The organism is Curtobacterium sp. PhB172 (genome assembly GCF_003752545.1).
In the GTDB taxonomy this organism is placed as follows: domain Bacteria; phylum Actinomycetota; class Actinomycetes; order Actinomycetales; family Microbacteriaceae; genus Curtobacterium.
The window spans coordinates 282,433-301,261 of sequence record NZ_RKIF01000010.1; the positions used below are offsets into that span (position 1 = coordinate 282,433).

18 protein-coding genes are annotated in these 18,829 nt (G+C 71.8%); 9 read left to right on the forward strand and 9 right to left on the reverse strand.

Annotated features, from left to right (window positions below):
- Positions 1–36: 36 nt before the first annotated feature.
- The 5 genes from gatC (at position 37) to EDF42_RS15475 (ending at position 5,304) form a co-directional block, all read left to right on the forward strand.
- Entirely contained in the window at positions 37–336 is a 300-nt protein-coding gene (gene gatC, locus EDF42_RS15455; RefSeq protein WP_111085021.1) for an Asp-tRNA(Asn)/Glu-tRNA(Gln) amidotransferase subunit GatC, read from the forward strand.
- Positions 333–1,877: an Asp-tRNA(Asn)/Glu-tRNA(Gln) amidotransferase subunit GatA gene (gene gatA, locus EDF42_RS15460; RefSeq protein ID WP_111085022.1), complete on the forward strand. Its 1,545-nt coding sequence runs from the start codon at positions 333–335 to the stop codon at positions 1,875–1,877. Before gatC ends, gatA begins: the two co-directional genes overlap by 4 nt.
- Positions 1,877–3,382: an Asp-tRNA(Asn)/Glu-tRNA(Gln) amidotransferase subunit GatB gene (gene gatB, locus EDF42_RS15465; RefSeq protein ID WP_123340738.1), complete on the forward strand. Its 1,506-nt coding sequence runs from the start codon at positions 1,877–1,879 to the stop codon at positions 3,380–3,382. The genes gatA and gatB overlap by 1 nt, the downstream gene beginning before the upstream one ends.
- Before the next feature lie 123 nt (positions 3,383–3,505).
- Positions 3,506–4,585, forward strand: coding sequence for a type III polyketide synthase (locus tag EDF42_RS15470; protein WP_123673162.1), 1,080 nt, complete (start codon positions 3,506–3,508; stop codon positions 4,583–4,585).
- Positions 4,582–5,304, forward strand: coding sequence for a methyltransferase domain-containing protein (locus tag EDF42_RS15475; protein WP_123340740.1), 723 nt, complete (start codon positions 4,582–4,584; stop codon positions 5,302–5,304). Before EDF42_RS15470 ends, EDF42_RS15475 begins: the two co-directional genes overlap by 4 nt.
- Positions 5,305–5,307: 3 nt before the next feature.
- On the opposite strand, the gene EDF42_RS15480 is transcribed toward EDF42_RS15475, so the two are convergent.
- A complete protein-coding gene (locus EDF42_RS15480; protein ID WP_123673164.1) occupies positions 5,308–5,754 on the reverse strand; it encodes a cytotoxic translational repressor of toxin-antitoxin stability system in 447 nt (148 codons plus the stop codon).
- On the reverse strand, positions 5,747–6,190 hold the full coding sequence (locus tag EDF42_RS15485) for a prevent-host-death protein (protein WP_123340742.1): 444 nt from the start codon (positions 6,188–6,190) through the stop codon (positions 5,747–5,749). Before EDF42_RS15485 ends, EDF42_RS15480 begins: the two co-directional genes overlap by 8 nt.
- Positions 6,191–6,283: 93 nt before the next feature.
- Here EDF42_RS15485 and EDF42_RS15490 point away from each other — a divergent pair, with 93 nt between their 5' ends.
- Together EDF42_RS15490 and gap are read left to right on the forward strand one after the other, a co-directional pair.
- On the forward strand, positions 6,284–7,234 hold the full coding sequence (locus tag EDF42_RS15490; protein ID WP_123673166.1) for a GlxA family transcriptional regulator: 951 nt from the start codon (positions 6,284–6,286) through the stop codon (positions 7,232–7,234).
- A 111-nt stretch (positions 7,235–7,345) separates the two neighbouring features.
- Positions 7,346–8,350 (forward strand): type I glyceraldehyde-3-phosphate dehydrogenase, encoded by a 1,005-nt coding sequence (gene gap / locus EDF42_RS15495; RefSeq protein WP_123673168.1) that lies wholly within the window; start codon positions 7,346–7,348, stop codon positions 8,348–8,350.
- 293 nt (positions 8,351–8,643) lie between these two features.
- Here the strand turns inward: gap and EDF42_RS15500 are convergent, their stop codons facing one another.
- From EDF42_RS15500 to EDF42_RS15530, 7 genes are all read right to left on the reverse strand, one after another.
- Positions 8,644–9,732 carry an N-acetylglucosamine kinase gene (locus EDF42_RS15500; RefSeq protein WP_260235529.1) on the reverse strand — a complete coding sequence of 363 codons (1,089 nt, stop codon included), beginning with the start codon at positions 9,730–9,732 and terminating at the stop codon, positions 8,644–8,646.
- Positions 9,720–11,027, reverse strand: coding sequence for a 6-phospho-beta-glucosidase (locus tag EDF42_RS15505; RefSeq protein ID WP_123340745.1), 1,308 nt, complete (start codon positions 11,025–11,027; stop codon positions 9,720–9,722). The genes EDF42_RS15500 and EDF42_RS15505 overlap by 13 nt, the downstream gene beginning before the upstream one ends.
- An 8-nt stretch (positions 11,028–11,035) precedes the next feature.
- Positions 11,036–11,926: a carbohydrate ABC transporter permease gene (locus EDF42_RS15510; RefSeq protein WP_123340746.1), complete on the reverse strand. Its 891-nt coding sequence runs from the start codon at positions 11,924–11,926 to the stop codon at positions 11,036–11,038.
- Positions 11,926–12,966 (reverse strand): carbohydrate ABC transporter permease, encoded by a 1,041-nt coding sequence (locus EDF42_RS15515; RefSeq protein WP_200849231.1) that lies wholly within the window; start codon positions 12,964–12,966, stop codon positions 11,926–11,928. The genes EDF42_RS15510 and EDF42_RS15515 overlap by 1 nt, the downstream gene beginning before the upstream one ends.
- Positions 12,966–14,324: an extracellular solute-binding protein gene (locus tag EDF42_RS15520; RefSeq protein ID WP_260235530.1), complete on the reverse strand. Its 1,359-nt coding sequence runs from the start codon at positions 14,322–14,324 to the stop codon at positions 12,966–12,968. The genes EDF42_RS15515 and EDF42_RS15520 overlap by 1 nt, the downstream gene beginning before the upstream one ends.
- Positions 14,325–14,450: 126 nt before the next feature.
- On the reverse strand, positions 14,451–15,692 hold the full coding sequence (locus EDF42_RS15525; RefSeq protein WP_123673172.1) for an ROK family transcriptional regulator: 1,242 nt from the start codon (positions 15,690–15,692) through the stop codon (positions 14,451–14,453).
- Positions 15,693–15,829: 137 nt separating this feature from the next.
- Complete coding sequence (locus EDF42_RS15530) at positions 15,830–16,879, reverse strand: alcohol dehydrogenase catalytic domain-containing protein (RefSeq protein WP_123673174.1); 1,050 nt, start codon at positions 16,877–16,879, stop codon at positions 15,830–15,832.
- 78 nt (positions 16,880–16,957) lie between these two features.
- Here EDF42_RS15530 and EDF42_RS15535 point away from each other — a divergent pair, with 78 nt between their 5' ends.
- Positions 16,958–17,902 carry a DUF3097 domain-containing protein gene (locus EDF42_RS15535; protein WP_123673278.1) on the forward strand — a complete coding sequence of 315 codons (945 nt, stop codon included), beginning with the start codon at positions 16,958–16,960 and terminating at the stop codon, positions 17,900–17,902.
- Between the two features lie 71 nt (positions 17,903–17,973).
- On the forward strand, positions 17,974–18,627 hold the full coding sequence (locus EDF42_RS15540; RefSeq protein WP_123294054.1) for a spermidine/putrescine ABC transporter substrate-binding protein: 654 nt from the start codon (positions 17,974–17,976) through the stop codon (positions 18,625–18,627).
- The last annotated feature ends 202 nt before the right edge of the window (positions 18,628–18,829 follow it).

An 18,829-nucleotide genomic window follows, 5' to 3' on the forward strand; every position in this document is an offset into this window, starting at 1 on the left:
ACTGTCGGACGTCCACGAACCGATCGACGGAGCACCATGCCTGACATCACGAGCGAGCAGGTCGCGCACCTGGCGAACCTCGCACGTATCGCACTCACGCCCGACGAGATCGAGAAGCTGACCGGGGAGCTGTCGCACATCGTCGAGAGCGTCGCCAAGGTCGCCGAGGTCGCGACCGACGACGTCCCGCTGACGAGCCACCCCGTGCCGCTCGGCAACGTCACCCGACCCGACGTCGTCGGCCAGACGCTGACGCAGGAGCAGGCGCTCTCCGGAGCGCCGGACTCCGACGGCGAACGGTTCCGAGTGACCGCCATCCTGGGAGAAGAACAGTGACCGACATCACGCGGATGAGCGCCGCGGCGCTCGCCGACGCCCTGGTGGCGCGCGACGTCTCGAGCGTCGAGGCCACGCAGGCCCACCTCGACCGCATCGCCGCCGTCGACGGCGACGTGCACGCCTTCCTGCACGTCAACCAGAACGCCATCGCCGTCGCGAAGTCGATCGACTCGCGTCGCTCGGCCGGCGACGACCTCGGGCCCCTCGCCGGTGTCCCGATCGCGATCAAGGACGTCCTGTGCACGCAGGACATGCCGACCACCTCGGGCTCGAAGATCCTCGAAGGGTGGATGCCGCCGTACGACGCCACCCCGGTCGCGAAGCTCCGCGCCGCCGGCCTCGTGCCGCTCGGCAAGACCAACATGGACGAGTTCGCGATGGGCTCGACCACCGAGTTCTCGGCGTACGGACCGACCCACAACCCGTGGGACCTCGACCGCATCCCCGGCGGGTCCGGCGGTGGCTCGGCCGCTGCCGTCGCCGCGCACGAGGCACCCATCGCCCTCGGCTCCGACACCGGTGGCTCGATCCGTCAGCCCGGCGCCGTCACCGGCACCGTCGGTGTGAAGCCGACCTACGGCGGGGTCAGCCGCTACGGCGCGATCGCCCTGGCGTCCAGCCTCGACCAGATCGGCCCGGTCGCCCGCACCGTCCTCGACGCCGCGCTCCTGCACGACGTCATCGGCGGGCACGACCCGCGCGACTCCACCTCGATCCCCGACGCCTGGCCCTCGATGGCCGCCGCCGCCCGCGAAGGCCTGCAGGCGGACACGCTGCGCGGGCTGCGCGTCGGCGTGGTGAAGGAGCTCGCCGGTGGCGACGGCTTCCAGGCCGGGGTCACCCAGCGCTTCCAGGAGACCGTCGCGCTGCTCGAGTCGGCCGGTGCGGTCGTCGTCGAGATCGACGCCCCGTCGTTCGCCTACGCGATCAGCGCCTACTACCTGATCCTGCCGGCCGAGGCCTCGTCGAACCTGGCGAAGTTCGACTCGGTGCGCTTCGGCCTGCGCGTCACGCCGGAGAACGGTGCGACGGTCGAGGACGTCATGGCCGCCACGCGCGAAGCCGGGTTCGGTCCCGAGGTGAAGCGTCGCATCATCCTCGGCACCTACGCCCTGAGCGCCGGGTACTACGACGCGTACTACGGCTCGGCGCAGAAGGTCCGCACGCTCGTGCAGCGCGACTTCCAGGCCGCGTTCGACCAGGTCGACCTGCTCATCAGCCCGTCGGCCCCGACGACCGCGTTCCCGATCGGTGAGCGCATCGACGACCCGCTCGCGATGTACCTCAACGACCTCACCACGATCCCGGCGAACCTGGCGGGCGTGCCCGGCATGAGCATCCCGAACGGCCTCGCACCCGAGGACGGCTTGCCCGTCGGCGTCCAGCTGATGGCCCCGCAGCGCGAGGACGCCCGCCTGTACCGCTACGGTGCGGCCCTCGAGCGTCTGCTCGAACAGCAGTGGGGAGCCCCGCTCATCGACCGGATCCCGGACCTCGACCAGAGTCAGCAGTCGGCTGCGCAGGAAGGTGTGATCTGATGGCGCAGAAGGACGCGCTCATGGACTTCGACGAGGCACTGGAGCGCTACGAGCCGGTGCTCGGCTTCGAGGTGCACGTCGAACTCGCGACGAAGACCAAGATGTTCTCGGACGCGCCGAACTTCTTCGGTGGCGAGCCGAACACGAACGTGACGCCGGTCGACCTCGGGCTGCCCGGGTCGCTGCCCGTCGTCAACGCGCAGGCCGTCCGGTACTCGATCCAGCTCGGGCTCGCGCTCGGCTGCTCGATCGCCGAGTCGTCGCGGTTCGCCCGGAAGAACTACTTCTACCCGGACAACCCCAAGAACTACCAGGTCTCGCAGTTCGACGAGCCCATCGCGTTCGAGGGCGAGGTCGAGGTCGAACTCGCCGACGGCACGATCTTCAACATCCCGATCGAGCGCGCCCACATGGAAGAGGACGCCGGCAAGCTGACGCACGTCGGTGGTGCCACCGGCCGCATCCAGGGTGCCGAGTACTCGCTCGTCGACTACAACCGCGCCGGTGTGCCGCTCGTCGAGATCGTCACGAAGCCGATCTTCGGTGCCGAGCACCGTGCCCCCGAGCTCGGTGCCGCGTACGTGCAGGTCATCCGCGACCTCGTGCGCGCACTCGGTGTCTCCGAGGCCCGCATGGAGCGCGGCAACCTGCGCTGCGACGCCAACATCTCGCTGCGCCCCCGCGGCCAGGAGAAGCTCGGCACCCGCACCGAGACGAAGAACGTCAACTCGTTCCGTGCCGTCGAGCGTGCGATCCGCTACGAGATCCAGCGCCAGGCCGCGATCCTGGCCGACGGCGGCTCGATCACGCAGGAGACCCGCCACTGGCACGAGGACACCGGCCGCACCTCGGCTGGCCGTCCGAAGTCGGATGCCGACGACTACCGCTACTTCCCCGAGCCCGACCTGCTGCCGGTCGTGCCGGACCCCGCGGTCGTCGAGGAGCTCCGTGCGTCCCTGCCCGAGGCCCCGGTGGCTCGCCGCCGTCGCCTCAAGGGCGACTGGGGCTTCGCCGACCTGGAGTTCCAGGACGTCGTGAACGGTGGGCTGCTCGACCAGGTCGAGGGCACCGTCGCCGCCGGAGCCGCGCCGCAGGCAGCCCGCAAGTGGTGGACCGGCGAGATCAGCCGTGTCGCGAACGCGCAGGACGCCGAGCCCGGCGACCTCGTGTCGCCGCAGCACGTCGCCGAGGTCATCGCCCTCGTCGAGTCCGGTGACCTGACCGACCGCCTGGCCCGCCAGGTGCTCGAGGGCGTCATCGCCGGCGAGGGCTCGCCGGCCCAGGTCGTCGAGGCCCGTGGGCTCAAGGTCGTGTCCGACGACTCGGCGCTCACCGCCGCGGTCGACGAGGCTCTCGCCGGCCAACCGGACGTGCTCGCGAAGATCAAGGACGGCAAGGTCCAGGCCGCCGGCGCCATCATCGGTGCCGTCATGAAGGCCATGAAGGGCCAGGCGGACGCCGCCCGCGTCCGCGAGCTGGTGCTGGAGCGCGCGCAGCAGGCGTAGACGAGTTCCGGCGACGGACGGGAGGCGCGGTGCCAGCTGGCACCGCGCCTCCCGTCCGTCCGTGGTCGCGTTCGAGATCGTCGAATCTGGGGACGCGTCAGCGACCCGGTGACAGGATGAGTCGTGTCCGCAACGATCCGCGCCATCGGAACCGCCGTCCCGGAGACGACGCTCGAGCAGGCTGCCGTGCGAGACCTCTTCGCTGCGCAGCCCGAGCTCGGTCGTCTCGGCCGGCGGCTCGTCCCCGCAGCCTTCGACGCCTCGGCGGTCGAGCACCGGCACACCGTGCTGGCCGAACTCGACCGGAGCCGTCCAGCGGGCGCGTTCCGCGACACGGACGGCGCGCTGCACTCGCCCTCCACGGGCACCCGCAACGACCGCTACCGCGAGCTCGCGCCGCCGCTCTTCGTCGAGGCTGCTCGTGACGCTCTGAACCGGGCGGCCGTCGACGCGGCCTCGGTCACGCACGTCGTCACGGTTTCGTGCACCGGGTTCACGCAGCCCGGCCCGGACCTGGACATCGTGACCGAGCTCCGCCTGCGCCCTGACGTCTTCCGCCACCACATCGGGTTCATGGGGTGCTGCGCGGCGTTCCCGGCACTCCGGATCGCGGCCGCGTTCGCCGAGGCCGACCCGGACGCCGTCGTGTTGGTCGTCTGCGCCGAGCTCTGCACCCTGCACGTCCGCGCCAGCGACGACCCGGACCAGATCGTCGCGAACAGCGTCTTCGGGGACGGTGCCGCCGCCGTCGTGGTCACCGCCGACGGCCCCGGCCTGCGCCTCGACGCGTTCGCCACCGCCGTCGTGCCCGAGAGCGCCGGTGAGATGGCCTGGAACATCGGCGACGAGGGCTTCGAGATGGTCCTGAGCACCGCGGTCCCCAAGCTCGTCGGCAGCAGCGTCGCCGAGGCTGTCGCGTCGCTGCTCGACGGACCGGCCGCCGACGTGCCGGTGTGGGCCGTGCACCCCGGTGGGCGTGCGATCCTCGACCGCACCCAGCAGGCGCTCGACCTGCCGGACACGGCGATCGCGGCGAGCCGGACCGTGCTGCGCGACCACGGGAACATGTCGAGCGCGACCGTGCTGTTCGTGCTCCGCGAGGCCCTCGACGCCGGGATCCCGGACGGTGCTGCCGTCGTGGCGCTCGCCTTCGGCCCCGGTCTCACGGTCGAGAGTGCACGACTGACCATGGTGCGCACGTGAGCCGTCCTGACGGCGGCTCCACGGGCCTCCCGGTCCTCGACCTGCGCACGCGCGCGGTCGACCTGACCGAACTCATGGACGACCCGGACTGCGACCCGCGCGCGCTCGCGCGGACCTTCCGGCGCTTCGCCCTCGTCAACGCCCTGGTGAGCGGCTGGCGTTCGGCGTGGCGGACCCACGTCGTTCCGGCCCTGCCGGTGAACGGCCGCGCCCGGGTCCTCGACCTCGGGTGCGGCGGCGGCGACCTGGCCCGGGCCGTCGTGCGGTGGGCGGCGAGCGACGGGTTCGACGTCGAGGTCGTCGGGGTCGACCCGGACCCGCGGGCGATCGACGCGGCGAACCGACGGGCACCGCGGGGTGTCACCTTCCGGCAGCAGTCGAGCGGCGACCTGGTGACGGCGGGCGAGCGGTTCGACGTCGTGGTGTCGAACCACGTCCTGCACCACCTGGGCGACGACGAGCGGAACGGGTTCCTGGCGGACTCGGAGGCGCTCGCGTCGGGTCGCAGCGTGCACTCGGACATCCGACGGTCACGCGAGGCCTACCGCGCGTACGCGCTGGCGTCGCCGCTGGTGTCCGCGGGGACCTTCGTGCGGGTCGACGGCCTGCGGTCGATCCGCCGGTCCTTCACGCTGGCGGAGCTGCGGGACACACTGCCGACCGGGTGGCGAGCGGAACGGGCATCGCCGCACCGGGTGCTGGCCGTGCGCGACGCCTGACGATCAGGACTGCTCGGCCGCCCGGCGCAGGAGCTCGGCGTGGAGTCCGGCAGCGTCGGCGGGTCCGAGGTCGAGGATCTCCGACTCGGGCACTCCGAGGTCGTGGAGTGCCCGCACCAGGTACAGCGGGAGGGCGTTCGCGGGCGCCGGGTGCACGGGGCTGCCCCGGTCCGGCAGCGTGCCGTCGTCGACGCAGCGCCACAAGGCCGGTGCATCGACCTGCAGCTGGTGGCGCAGGACGTGCGCCCACATGCGCGCACCGTAGGTCGACCGGTCTACGGGCCTCGAGATCCGGGTGCGCAGGACGCGTGCGTCCCAGAGCACGAGCTCGTAGGTGCGATGGTGCCGGACGGGCTGACCGGTGGCGCCGCGCACCAGTGTCCAGCGCTCGGTCGTGCAGAACGTGTCGTGGTGCTCGCGGTTCGGAGCAGGGTGCCTCGGGCTACTCACCGCCGCGCTCCAACCAGTCGCGCAGTTCGGCGTCCGTGGACAGCTTGACCAGTTGGACGAGCGCCCACGCGTCGTGGTGGTTCGGGGCGTGCTGGAGACGGTCTTCCCAGTCGACCGCGTACTCCCGCAGCGACAGGGCGAGGTCGTCGAGCGCGTCGTCGACGTCCGTTCCCTGGGCGACGAACGGGCGCCCCTCCATGAGGGCGACGACCGCGCCGGCCTCGCGGAAGACACTGACCCGCGGGGAGACGGTCCGGAAGAAGTAGTCGCGAAGCCGGTCGACGGGCAGCATCGCGGAGACGGCGCCGTCGCGGGCGATCGTCACGGTGCGGCCGGTCGCGGTGGCGTCGAGCATGTCCTTGAAGTGCTCGCGGGCGCGCGAGTACGTGGGGTAGTCGGCTGCGATGGGCACGAAGGCCTCCGGTGAGTACGGCACGTACGGAGCGTACGTGGTGTGCTGATCCTAGGGGAGGGGGCTGACAGATCTGTGGAGAACGCGAGGGTGACGTGTTCGGCTAGCGTCGCCGGTATGGCCCGGACCCCACTGCACCGCGTCGCGGTCCTGGTGCTCGACGGCGCGAAACCGCTCGACGTCGGGATCCCAGCGCAGGTGTTCTCGAACCGGCCGAGCATGCCCTACGAGGTGCGGGTATGCGGCCCCCGGGTCGGCCGGATCACCGGTGGCGACGGCTTGGCCTACGCGGTCGACCACGGGCTGGAGGCACTGGACTGGGCGGAGACCGTCTTCGTGCCCGGCTACCGCCGCCCGTCGGACTCGGCGCCGCCGGCCGACGTCGTCGCGGCACTCGCGCGGGCCCACGAGCGCGGCGTCCGCATCGCGGCGATCTCCACGGGGGCGTTCGCGCTCGCGGCGGCCGGGCTGCTCGACGGCCACCGGGCGACGACGCACTGGCACTACACGCGGGTGCTCCGTGAGCGGTACCCCGAGGTGGACGTCGACGAGGACGTGCTGTTCGTCGACGCGGGCTCGGTGCTGACGAGTGCCGGCGCCGCGAGCGGGATCGACCTGTGCCTCCACATCGTCCGGCAGGACCACGGCGTGGCGCTGTCGAACCACGTCGCGCGACGGCTCGTCAGCGCCCCGTACCGCAGCGGCGGCCAGGCGCAGTACGTTCCGCGGAGCGTGCCCGAACCGCTCGGCGACGTGTTCGCCGACACCCGGGAGTGGGTGCTCCGGCACCTCGCCGAGCCGCTCACGCTCGAAGCGCTCGCGCGGAACGCCACGGTGTCGACCCGGACGTTCTCACGCCGGTTCGTGGAGGACACCGGGTACACGCCGATGCAGTGGGTGCTGCGGGCGCGCGTCGACCTCGCGCGGGAGCTCCTGGAGCAGTCGGACCTCGGCGTCGACCAGGTGGCCGAGCGAGCGGGCCTCGGTTCCGACGCGAACCTGCGGACGCACTTCCGGCGGATCCTCGGGACCTCGCCCACCGAGTACCGCCGGACGTTCCAGGACTGACCGCGCCGTCGCGGCGGTGGCGGCGACATCCTTTCGGACACTGGCTTCCCTGCCACTGGAGCCGTGCCTCCCGGCCCGTGAGCATGGACCACGGAACGAAAGGAACCCCACATGACCCGCATCGCCATCAACGGCTTCGGCCGCATCGGCCGCAACACGCTCCGCGCCCTGCTCGCACGGGGCGGTGACGACCTCGAGGTCGTCGCCGTGAACGACCTGACCGCCCCCGACACGCTCGCGCACCTGTTCCGCTACGACTCCGCCCTCGGGCCGTTCGACGGCGTCGTCGAGGTCGACGGCGACACACTCGTCATCGACGGCCGCAGCGTCCGCGTGCTCGCGTCGACGTCGCCCGCGGACCTGCCCTGGGCCGAACTCGGCGTCGAGGTCGTCCTCGAGTCCACCGGACGCTTCACCGCACGCGACGCGGCAGCCGGCCACCTGACCGCCGGCGCCCGACGGGTCCTGATCAGTGCGCCGGCCACCGGAGCGGACGCCACCATCGCGTACGGCGTGAACTCGGACACCTTCGACCCCGCCGTGCACACGGTGATCTCGAACGCGTCCTGCACGACCAACGCGCTCGCACCCCTGGCATCGGTGCTCGACGACCTGGCGGGGATCGAGCACGGGTTCATGACCACCGTGCACGCGTACACGCAGGAGCAGAACCTGCAGGACGGGCCGCACCGCGACCTGCGTCGGGCCCGCGCTGCCGGTGTGAACATCGTGCCGACGACGACCGGGGCGGCCAAGGCCATCGGGCTGGTACTGCCCCGCCTGGAGGGCAAGCTGTCCGGTGACGCCATCCGCGTGCCGGTGCCCGTCGGGTCGATCGTCGAGCTGAACACCGTCGTCTCGCGAGACGTGACCGTGGACGAGGTGAACGAGGCCTACCGCGCCGCGGGTTCCGGTCCACTCGCCGGGGTCCTGGCGTTCACGGCGGACCCGCTCGTGTCGACGGACATCACCGGGCGGCCGGAGTCGAGCATCTTCGACTCGCTGCTCACCCGCGTCGACGAGGGCCGGCACGTGAAGGTCGTCGCCTGGTACGACAACGAGTGGGGCTTCTCGAACCGCGTGGTCGACACGCTCGGGATGCTGGCGCGGGCGTAGGCCGGGGGCCGGCGGCGGTTGGGCCGGCGGCGGTCGGGCCGCGCGCGATTGGGCCGGCGGCGGTCGGGCCGCGCGCGGTTCGTGCCGCGAGAGCGACAGTCTGCCGCGAATGTTCGGCGGCAGACTGTCGCTTTCGCGAGGAGGCCGTGCGGCCGCGCCACGCCCGCCGCGCCGCGCCCGCCGCGCCCGCCGCGCCCGCCGCGCCCGCCGCGCCCGCCGCGCCCGCCGCGCCGCGCCGCGCCCGCCGCGCCCGCCGCGCCCGCCGCGCCGCGCCGCGCCCGCCGGCGCGCGCGTCAGTGGATCAGCGCGGTCGTGCTCGCGAAGGCACGGGAGCGCACGGCCTCGCGGTACCGCTCGAGCGCCGCGTCGTCGGCACCGACCGACTCCAGCGCCGCGAGCCCTGCGCCGAGCACCGGGGGATCGGTCACCCAGGTCGGCACCGCTCCGGGGACCCGGGCAGCGAGCCCGTCGACGACACCGTCCACGAGCAACGGGTGCCGAGCAGCGAGCACCCCGCCGCCGAGCACGACGGGCACCGGCTCGGCCGCCGAACCACCGAGGCCCAAGCGCTCGAGTGCGACCGCGGCGAGCAGGACGATCTCCTCCGCCTGCCGCTCCACGACGCTCCGAGCCACCACATCGCCGGCTCCGGCCACGTCGAACAGCACCGGGCAGAGCCGGTTGAAGACGCGCTGGTCCAAGCGGCCGAAGTGGATGGCCTCGGTGACCTCGCGGACGCTGCGCAGACCCACCGCCGCCGGCACCGCGCCGACCAGCGCCGTCGCCGGGCCGCGACCGTCGTCGGCCCGCGCCGCGTGCCAGAGCGCCCGGTTGCCGAGCCACGCGCCGCCACCCCAGTCGCCGGAGACGTCCCCGATGGCCGGGAACCGTGCGGTCGTGCCGTCGGCCCGCACCGCGAGGGCGTTGATCCCGGTGCCGCACACCACGGCCGCGGCGTCGGGGGACAGGGTGCCGGCCCGCAGCAGCGCGAACAGGTCGTTGTCCAGGACGTGCGGTTCGCCGCCGTCCTCGGCCCAGTGTGCGAGGGCCGCGGTCGCCGCGATGAGCTCGTCGTGCAGGTCGAGCCCGGCCAGGTACACGTGCGTCGTCCGGATGCGCCGGTCGCCCAGCTCGCTGACGACCCGCGCACGGACGTCGTCGAGGATCGGGCCGGCGAGGTCCCAGCCACGCGTCTGCGGGTTCGACCCCGGACCGCGCGCGTGCCCGACGATGGTCCCGTTGAGCGCGATCGCGACGACGTCGGTCTTGCTGCCGCCGCCGTCGACGGCGAGCACGACGTCGGTGGCGTCCGGTGGGACCGGCGCGGGCGGACGGGAGGCTCGGGCCGGGCCCGCCGCGCCGGTCCGGCTCAGCCCGCCCACGTCACCTGCTCCGATCGCGCCCACGGGATGTGTTCCGCGTTCGCGGCCAGGAGCAGGTCGGTGAGCTGCTCCGCCTTGTCGACCTGACCGACGAGCGGGTGCGCCCACATCGCACGGAGCACCCGGTCGCGGCCGCCGTGCACCGCGGCGTCGAGCGCGAGCCGCTCGTACCCGGCGACGTGCGACACGAGACCGACCATGTCCGGGTCGAGCGGCGAGACCGGCAACGGCGTGATCGCCTGGCGGGTGACGCGCGACGGCACCTCGATGACGTGGTCGTCCGGCAGGAACGGGAAGGTGCCGTCGTTCCGCACGTTGAGGACCTGCACGTCGCCGCGGTCGCCGAGGATCGAGGACAGCACGTCGATCGCCGCCTCGGAGTAGTAGGCGCCGCCGCGCTGCTCGAGCTCGGCGGGCTTCGTCACGACGGACTCGTCGGCGTACTTCGCGAGCAGGGCCCGCTCGGTCTCCATGACGGCCTCGGCACGGGTGGGCTCGTGCAGCTGCTCCTGCAGCACGATGTCGTGCGAGTAGAAGTACCGCAGGTAGTACGAGGGGATCGCGTGCTGCAGACGGAGGAGGTCCGGGTGCATGTGCACGCTCTCCGCCGTCCGGCCGAGGGCACCGTCCGACTCGGCGAGCAGGTCCGCCATCACGTCGCGCTCGACGCCGTCCGCGCCCGTGACGTGCACGCCGCGCTCCCACGTCAGGTGGTTCAGGCCGACGTGGTCGAGCCGGACGTGGTCGGGGGCGACGCCGAACTCCTTCGCGAAGCGGCGCTGGAACCCGATCGCGACGTTGCACAGGCCGACGGCGCGGTGCCCGGCTTCGAGCAGGGCGCGGGTGACGATGCCGACGGGGTTCGTGAAGTCGACGATCCAGGCGTCCGGCTTGGCGTGCTTCCGGACGAGTTCGGCGTACTCCAGGACCACGGGCACGGTGCGGAGCGCCTTCGCGAACCCGCCCGGACCGGTGGTCTCCTGCCCGATGCAGCACGCTTCGTGCGGCCACGTCTCGTCCTGCTGCCGTGCGGCCTGCCCGCCGATGCGGAGCTGGAACATGACGGCATCGGCGTCGGTGACCCCGGCGACGACGTCGTCGGTGACGTGGATCGTGCCGGGGTGGCCGGCGTGCGCGAACATCCGCTTGGCGACACCGCCGACGAGTTCGCGGCGCACCGGGTCGGGGTCGACGAGCCAGAGCTCGTCGATGGGGAGCTGGTCGCGGAGCCGGGCGAAGCCGTCCACGAGTTCGGGGGTGTAGGTGGATCCGCCACCGACGACTGTGAGTTTCACTGGAGCTGCTATCCCTTCACGCCGGTGAGCGCGATGCCCTCGACGAATGCCTTCTGTGCGAAGAAGAAGATGATGACGACGGGGACCATGACGACGACGGTCATCGCCATCGTCATCGACCAGTCGGTGCCGTGCTGCCCGCGGAACGTGGCGAGCCCGTACGCCACCGGCCAGGCGGCCTGGTTCTCGGACGCGTACAGGAGCGGGCCGTAGTAGTCGTTCCACGAGTGGAAGAACATGAAGATCGCCGCCGACGCGATGCCCGGGCGGGCCATCGGGACGACCACGCGCCAGAGCACGCCCCACTCGCTGCAGCCGTCCATGCGAGCGGCGTCGCCGTACTCCTTCGGGATGGTCATGAAGAACTGGCGGAGCAGGAAGATGCTGAAGGCGTCGCCGAGCAGGTTCGGCAGGATGAGCGGCCACAGGGTGCCGGTCAGGTGCAGGTGCGACCACATCACGTAGACCGGCACCGCGGTGACCTGCGGGGGCAGGAGCATCGCGACGATGATCACCGTGAAGATCAGGTTCGCGCCCTTGAACCTGATCTGGGCGAGCGCGTAGGCCGCCGGCACCGAGCTGATGAGCATGAACGCGGTGGCGAGGACGGCGTACATCGACGAGTTGCCGAACCACTGCGTGAGCGGCAGCTCGGTGAACACCCGCGCGTAGTTCGAGAAGTCGAACGGCCGGGGCACGATCGACGCCGTGAGGGCCTGGTTGCTCGACATCAGCGAGGTCAGGACCACGAACACGATCGGCGCGATGGTCAGGACGCCGAGGGCCACCAGGGCAGCGTGCTCGGCGATCCACACGAGCGTGCGACCGCGCGGCCTGCCGGTACGGGGAGCGGAACCCCGGGGTGCCCGGGTGAGCGGGGACTGGGACACAGCGGTCATCAGGACTCCTCCGGCCGGAACACACTGATCCGGCGCATCGTGAAGACGAGCACCACCGCGGTGATCACGAACAGGACCACGGCCATGGCGGACGCGTAGCCGAACTGGAAGTTCGCGAACCCGTGCTGGTAGAGCAGCTCGGTGTACGTGAGCAGCGAGGTGCCCGGGTAGCCGAGCTGAGCGGCGGTCCCGCCACCGATCGTCGCCTTGCCGCTCGCGACGCCCGAGGCGACGGCCGCCTCGGTGAAGTACTGCAGCGCGGCGATCACCCCCGTCACGGCGGCGAACCCGATCACCGGGGCGATCGTCGGCAGGGTGATGTGCCGGACCTGCTGGACGCCGTTCGCACCGTCGAGCGACGCGGCTTCGTACAGGTCGCGCGGCACGTCGAGCAGTGACGCCAGGAAGATGATCATGATGTCGCCCATCACCCAGACGCCCAGGATCACCAGCGAGGGCTTCGACCACGCCGGGTCGTTGAACCACAGTGGGCCGTCGATACCGAAGACCCGGAGGATCTGGTTCACCGGCCCGGTGCCCGGGTTGAAGAGGAAGACGAAAGCCACGACGCTCGCGACCGGCGGGACGAGGGCGGGCAGGTAGAACAGCGTCCGCCAGAACCCGGTGGCCGTCTTGGCCCGGCTGAGCAGCCCGGCGACCAGGAGTCCGCACACGATCCGGACCGGCACCAGGATGACGACGAACCACAGCGTGTTCACGACCGCCGGCCCGATCTGCGGGTCCTGGGTGAACAGGAACTTGTAGTTGAGCAGCCCGACGAACTCCGGCTCCTGCAGCTGGTTGTAGCGCGTGAACGAGTAGAAGATCGACGCGACGAGCGGGTAGGCGAAGAAGATCACCAGGCCCGCCAGGGCCGGCGCGAGCATCGTCAGGGCGACGAGGCGGCGCCGGGACTCTGCGGAGCGGGGCCGACGTCGCGGAGCCGTCGGGGGCACCGGACCGGACCCCGTCGGGCCCGTGGGCCGGGCTGCGCGGGCGAGCCGCGCCTCCCGGCCGGTCGTCTTGGTGGTGAGGCTCATCACGGACCAGCCAGCTGGTTCGCGTTGTCGATGTCGGAGTCCAGCTTCTTGAGCTTCGCGTCGAGGTCGCCGCCGTTCTGCTGGTAGGCCTGCCAGAACTTCGTGAAGGTGCCGATGTAGGCGGCACCGTCCGCGGTGCCCGGCGAGGTCATCGTGTCCTTGTTGCCCGCGACGTCGACGAAGGTCTTGTAGTTCTCGTCGACCTCGAGGTCGGGGGACCCCAGCGCCGAGGTGAGCGTCGGAATGTTCTTCAGACCGTTGCCCATCGTGACCTGCGCGTCGGTGTTGGTGGAAAGGTACTTCAGGAGCGCCCACGACAGCTCGGGGTTCTTGGACCCCTTCGCGATGCCTGCGACGTTGCCCGCGATGTACGTCGAGCCGTAGTTGCCGAGGCCGTCCATCACCGGGGTCGGGGACGTGCCGTAGTCGAGGTCCGGCTTCTGGTCCTTGAGGAACGCCGTGCGGTACTCGCCGTCGATCTGCATCGCGACCTGACCGGTCTGGAACGCGTTGTCGGCTGCGAACTCCTGCCCGAGGCCGGACGTGAAGGCCTTGAGCTTGTCGTAGCCGATCTCGTCGACGAAGCCCTTCTGCCAGGTGATCAGCTTCTTCCACGCGTCGGACGTGCCGATCACGCTGTTGCCGTCCTTGTCGAGCCACGAGCCGTCGACCATCGGCGCCCAGTGCTCGGGGGAGTTCTCGTAGAAGTCGATGAGCGGGTTGAAGCCGAGCTGCTTGATGGAGCCGTCGGCGTTGTACGTCGTCAGCTTCAGCGCGTCGGTCTTCAGCTCGTCCAGGGTCTTCGGCGGAGTCGTGATGCCCGCCTTCTCGAGCAGCGGCTTGTTGTACATCAGTGCACTGACGTCGGCGAGGGCCGGCAGGGTGCAGCGCGTGCCCTTGTACTGCGTGTACGACTGCACGGCCTTCGGGATGTCGGACAGGTCGACCTTGTCGCGCTTGATGTACGGCGACAGGTCGCGGAACGCCCCCGAGGAGCAGAAGCTGCCGACGATGGCGGTCGAGTACGACAGGCCGACGTCGATGTTCTGGCCGGACGAGATCGCCTTCTGCAGCTTCTCGTCGTCCTGACCGGCGTGGATGTCGACGGTGACGTCGGGGTTGGCCTTCTCGAAGCCCTCGACGGCGGTCTTCACGACGCCGGCTTCACGGCCGGTGAAGAAGTGCCACAGGGACACGGTGCCCTTGAGCTCCTTCGGGGCGCTCTTCTCGATCGAGTCGGCGCTGCTGCCGGAGCTGCAGCCGGCGACGACGAGGGCGCCGGCCGCGGCGACGGCCGTGGCGGTGGCGATGCGGCGGAACACCCGGCGGCGCGGGACGTTCGGTTCGGGGAGGGACAAGGCGGTACTCGCTCTCTGATCTCGCTCCGTCGCCGTCCGTTTCCGGAGGCTGCCCGTTTCCGGGCGCGACGAAGAGCCCTGTGACAGGGCTGGGTGATGGTGCCTCGAGTGGTGCGGGTGGAACGTTCAGGGGCGCTCGACGGGGTCCGGCGTCGGGGCATCGTCACTGATGCGCTCGAGCCGGTCCGCGAGCGCGGTGCGGACGACGTCGATGAGGACGTGCCGCGCACCGTGCAGGACGGGGGTGTCGGGGACGCCGGGCGCGACCACGGCGGTGGACCAGCGCGAGCGGGTCCGGAGCCAGGCGGTCACGGCGGCGGCCAGGGCGGGGCCACCGGCGATCCCGGTCGGGCCGTGCAGGACGACCGTCTCGGGATCGGCCACGGCGAGGGCGGGGAGCACGTTGTGCCCGACGCGCTCGCCGAGGGCGACGGTGAAGGGGTGCTGCTCGGGCAGGCCGGGCAGTTGCGGGAGCACCTGGCGCCAGTCGGCTGCGGTGCCGTCCGGTGCCGTGATCCCGTGCTCGGCGGCCAGGGCGATGATCGCGGGCTCGGAGATGAGGTCCGCGACGATCGTGGCCGTCGGGTCGATGGAGCGTGCGTCTGCAGGCACGCTGAGGTAACCGATCTCACCCGCGGCACCGGAGGCGCCGGTGTGCAGGTGACCGTGCAGGTCGAGGGCCATGCCGAGGCCCTCGGCCATCCAGAAGAGCGCGAACGACCCGGGAGCCCGACCGGCCCCCATGTTGCGTTCGGCGATGGCGGCGAGGTTGGCGTCGTTCTCGACGACGACGTGGACCCCGAGCTCGGCGGAGAGCGTCGCGCTGACCTGCTCGCGGGGCCAGCCGGGCAGTCCGTCGGTGAAGATGAGGGTGTCGGTGGCGTGGTCGACACTCGCCTGCACACCCACGGCGACGGCGGTGACGAGCTCGGGGTCCACGCCGGCCGCGGCGGCTGCGCGGGAGATCGCGGCGGCGACGATGTCGGCGCCGGGGGAGCGCACCTCGGCCTCGGACATCCGGTGCGTGGCGACCGGGAACGTGCGACCGGCGGCGTCCACCACGGTCGACCGGACGTCGACGAGCTGGACGTCCACCGCGACACCGAGGTCGCGGTCGGTGATCGCTTCGTACACGACGGCGCTCGGCCCGCGGCGCCCGGCCTGCGTGTCCGTGCCGGCCTGGCGGATGAGCGCAGCCGACTCGAGCCGGCGGATGATCTCGGCGGCGGTGGGCTTGCTGAGCCCGGTCCGCTGCGCGATCTCGTTGCGGGTGAGCGGGCCGTCGTCGAGCAGCAGCTCGAGGGCCGCACGGTCGTTCAGGACGCGCAGCAGACCGGGCTGGCCTGGGGTGCGTCCTCGTGTGGTCATGTCGAGGACTGTAACGGACAACCTTCTTTACTGAAAGGTTTGTTTACCGATTCGAAACACGCGTTCTGCTGCGCGAAACGTGCCGCCCCGACGGACGCGCGCCGGACGCCGGCCGTGCGCCGGTGAGCGACCGGGGCCTACGGCCGCAGCAGCACCTTGATCGCCCGGCGCTCGTCCATCGCCCGGTACGCCTCGGCGGCCTCGTCGAGCGGCAGCTCCAGGTCGAAGACGCGCCCCGGGTCGATCGCTCCGGACAGCACGTCGGGCAGCAGCTCCGGGATGTACTTCCGTGCCGGCGCCATACCGCCCGCTACGGCGATGTTCGTGTCGAAGAGGTAGCGCGTCCCGATCGTCGGCACGCCGTGCGGGACCCCGACGAAGCCGAGGTTGCCGCCCGCGCGCACCGAGTGCAGCGCCTGGTCCATGCTCTCCTCGGTGCCGACGGCCTCGACCGCGCAGTCGGCCAGGTCGCCGCCGAGCAGCTCGCGGATCGCCGCGACGCCCTCCTCGCCGCGCTCGGACACGATGTCCGTCGCGCCGAACTCACGTGCCAGCGCCTGGCGGTCGGCGTGCCGGCTCATGGCGATGATCCGCTCGGCGCCGAGTCGCTTCGACGCGAGCACGGCGGACAGGCCGACCGCACCGTCGCCGACCACCACGACGGTCTTGCCCGGACCGACCGCCGCCGACACTGCGGCGTGGTGCCCGGTGGAGAAGACGTCGGACAGGGTCAGCAGCGACGGCACGAGCGCCGGGTCGACGGGGCCGGGCACCGCGACCAGCGTCGCGGACGCGTCCGGGATGCGGACGTACTCCGCCTGGGCGCCGCCGACCGGGTCGCCGTACGCGTCCTTCCCGCCGAAGCCGGACAGGTGGTCGCAGCCGCTGGTCATCCCGTGGCGGCAGGCCTGGCAGGTGCCGTCGTTCATGGTGAAGGGGGAGATGACGAAGTCGCCCTCGTGCAGGTCGGTGACCGCGTCGCCGACGGCGACGACCTCGCCGACGAGTTCGTGCCCGATCGGCCGGGGCTCCTTCGTCTTCGTGACGCCGCGGTACGGCCACAGGTCCGAGCCGCACACGCACGCGGCGACGACCTTGACGACGACGTCCTTCGGGGTGAGCACCGAGGGACGGTCGCGCTCCTCGACGCGGATGTCGTTGGGGGCGTGGATGATGGCTGCGCGCACGGGAGGCCTTCCGTCGAGATGGTGGGTGTCGGCGCGGTCGACGTCGTCCGGGCCGACGTCGACAGTACCCTCGTGCGGGTGGACGACGACCGGTACGGCGGGGACGTGCTCTCGGGAGACTGGCGCTCCCGCGGGGTGAAGAAGGTGCGGCAGGTGCCGCTCGAACGCGACATGGTGCTCGAGGACCCGGACTCCGGGTGGGCCGGTGCCGTCGTCGGACTCGAGGCGGGCAACATCGCGCTCGAGGACTGGAAGGGCCGCACCCGTTCCTTCCCCTTCACCGGGCAGTTCCTGCTCGAGGGCGAGCTCGTCACGCTGGGCCGCCCGCAGGCGCCGGTCGGCCGGTCGGCCGCGGCCGCTGCCGGCTCGCCGGGTTCGCTGGGTTCCGTTCATTCGGACTGGAGGCCCGGGGCAGCGCCCGCCGTGCGGCAGGCGTCCGATGGTGGTCGCCTCCGCACAGCGTCCGGATCGTTCGCGGTGGAGTCGCAGCGTGCTCGGGTGGCCCTGCCCTCGCGCATCATGGTCGAGGGCAAGCACGACGCCGAGCTCGTCGAGAAGGTCTGGGGAACCGACCTGCGCGTCGAGGGCGTCGTCGTCGAGGAGCTCTCCGGCGTCGACAACCTCGCGTCGGTGCTCGATGAGTTCCAGCCCTCGCGAGACCGTCGCGTCGGCGTGCTCGTCGACCACCTGGTGCCCGGGTCGAAGGAATCCCGGTTCGCCGACGCCGTGATGCGTGGCAAGTGGGGAGCGCACGTGCTCGTCGTCGGGCACCCGTTCGTCGATGTCTGGCAGTCCGTGAAGCCCGCACGCGTCGGACTGCAGGCCTGGCCGACGATCCCGCGGTCGATCGAGTGGAAGAAGGGGATCTGCCAGGCGCTCGGGTGGCCGAACGCCGAGCAGGCCGACATCGCGCGGGCGTGGCAGCGGATCCTCGGGCAGGTGCGCACCTTCGCCGACCTCGAGCCGCAGCTGCTCGGCCGAGTCGAGGAGCTCATCGACTTCGTGACGGAACCGAAGGCCTGAGAAGCCGGCCGATCCGTCAACAGTCGCGTGGATCCGGAGGTGATCCGCGCCTCCCGGCCTACTGTTGAGGGATGGACGGCATCGACGGACGCGTGCGCAGCGCTGTCGACGTCTGGCTGCGCTGGCTGCCGCGCTGGCAGATCGGGACGGCCCGCCCGCGCACCCGCATCTGCCGGAAGTGCACCGGGTCCCCGATCGCGAGTGCCGCCGGCTTCGGGCAGGACGTCCCGCACGCCGTCCAGCACGCGCTCATCGGCCGGATCTCGACCATCGTCGAGGACGCCGTCGACGACTACACCGCCAAGAACCTGCCGCTGCTGCAGCGCGAGCTCGAGCGGGCCGCGGCGCGGAAGCGGCACGCCGGGTACCAGCCGGCGGAGGGGTTGTCGCCCGAGTTCCAGGGCCTCGACGTCGATCCAGAGCCCTCGCCGGGTTCGCCGTTCCTCTTCACGCTCGGGGAGCTGGCAGGGACGGGCGCGGGCGAGCAGACACCGCGGGAGCCGCTGTCCGACGAGGCCAAGGCGGCGCTCCGGCACGAGATCGAGCTGTCCGACGAGTGCGCTCGCTCGACCGGGACGGCGGTGTGCCTGGCGCTCATCGACCACCGGCCGCGCATCGCCGAGGCGGTCGAGCGCCTGGTCGAACCGCAGATCGAGGCGCTCGTGTCCGACATGTTCCGCGGGTTCGACGGTCCGGACGAGGGGCCGCGCAGCGGGCTGTTCTAGCCGCGGCGCGCGCGGGGCGCGCGGCGGTGGCGGCGGTGGCGGCGAAGCCCGCACCGTGCGGAGTCCCGCGATCCGTGCGAGGTTGCCCGCTCCGTGCGCCCTTGTGGCGCCGCACCGAGCCGTCACTGCTGCACAGGCCGGCGAAGCTCGCACCGTGCAGCACTCGGGAACCTCGCACGGGCTCACGAACCTCGCACCGTCC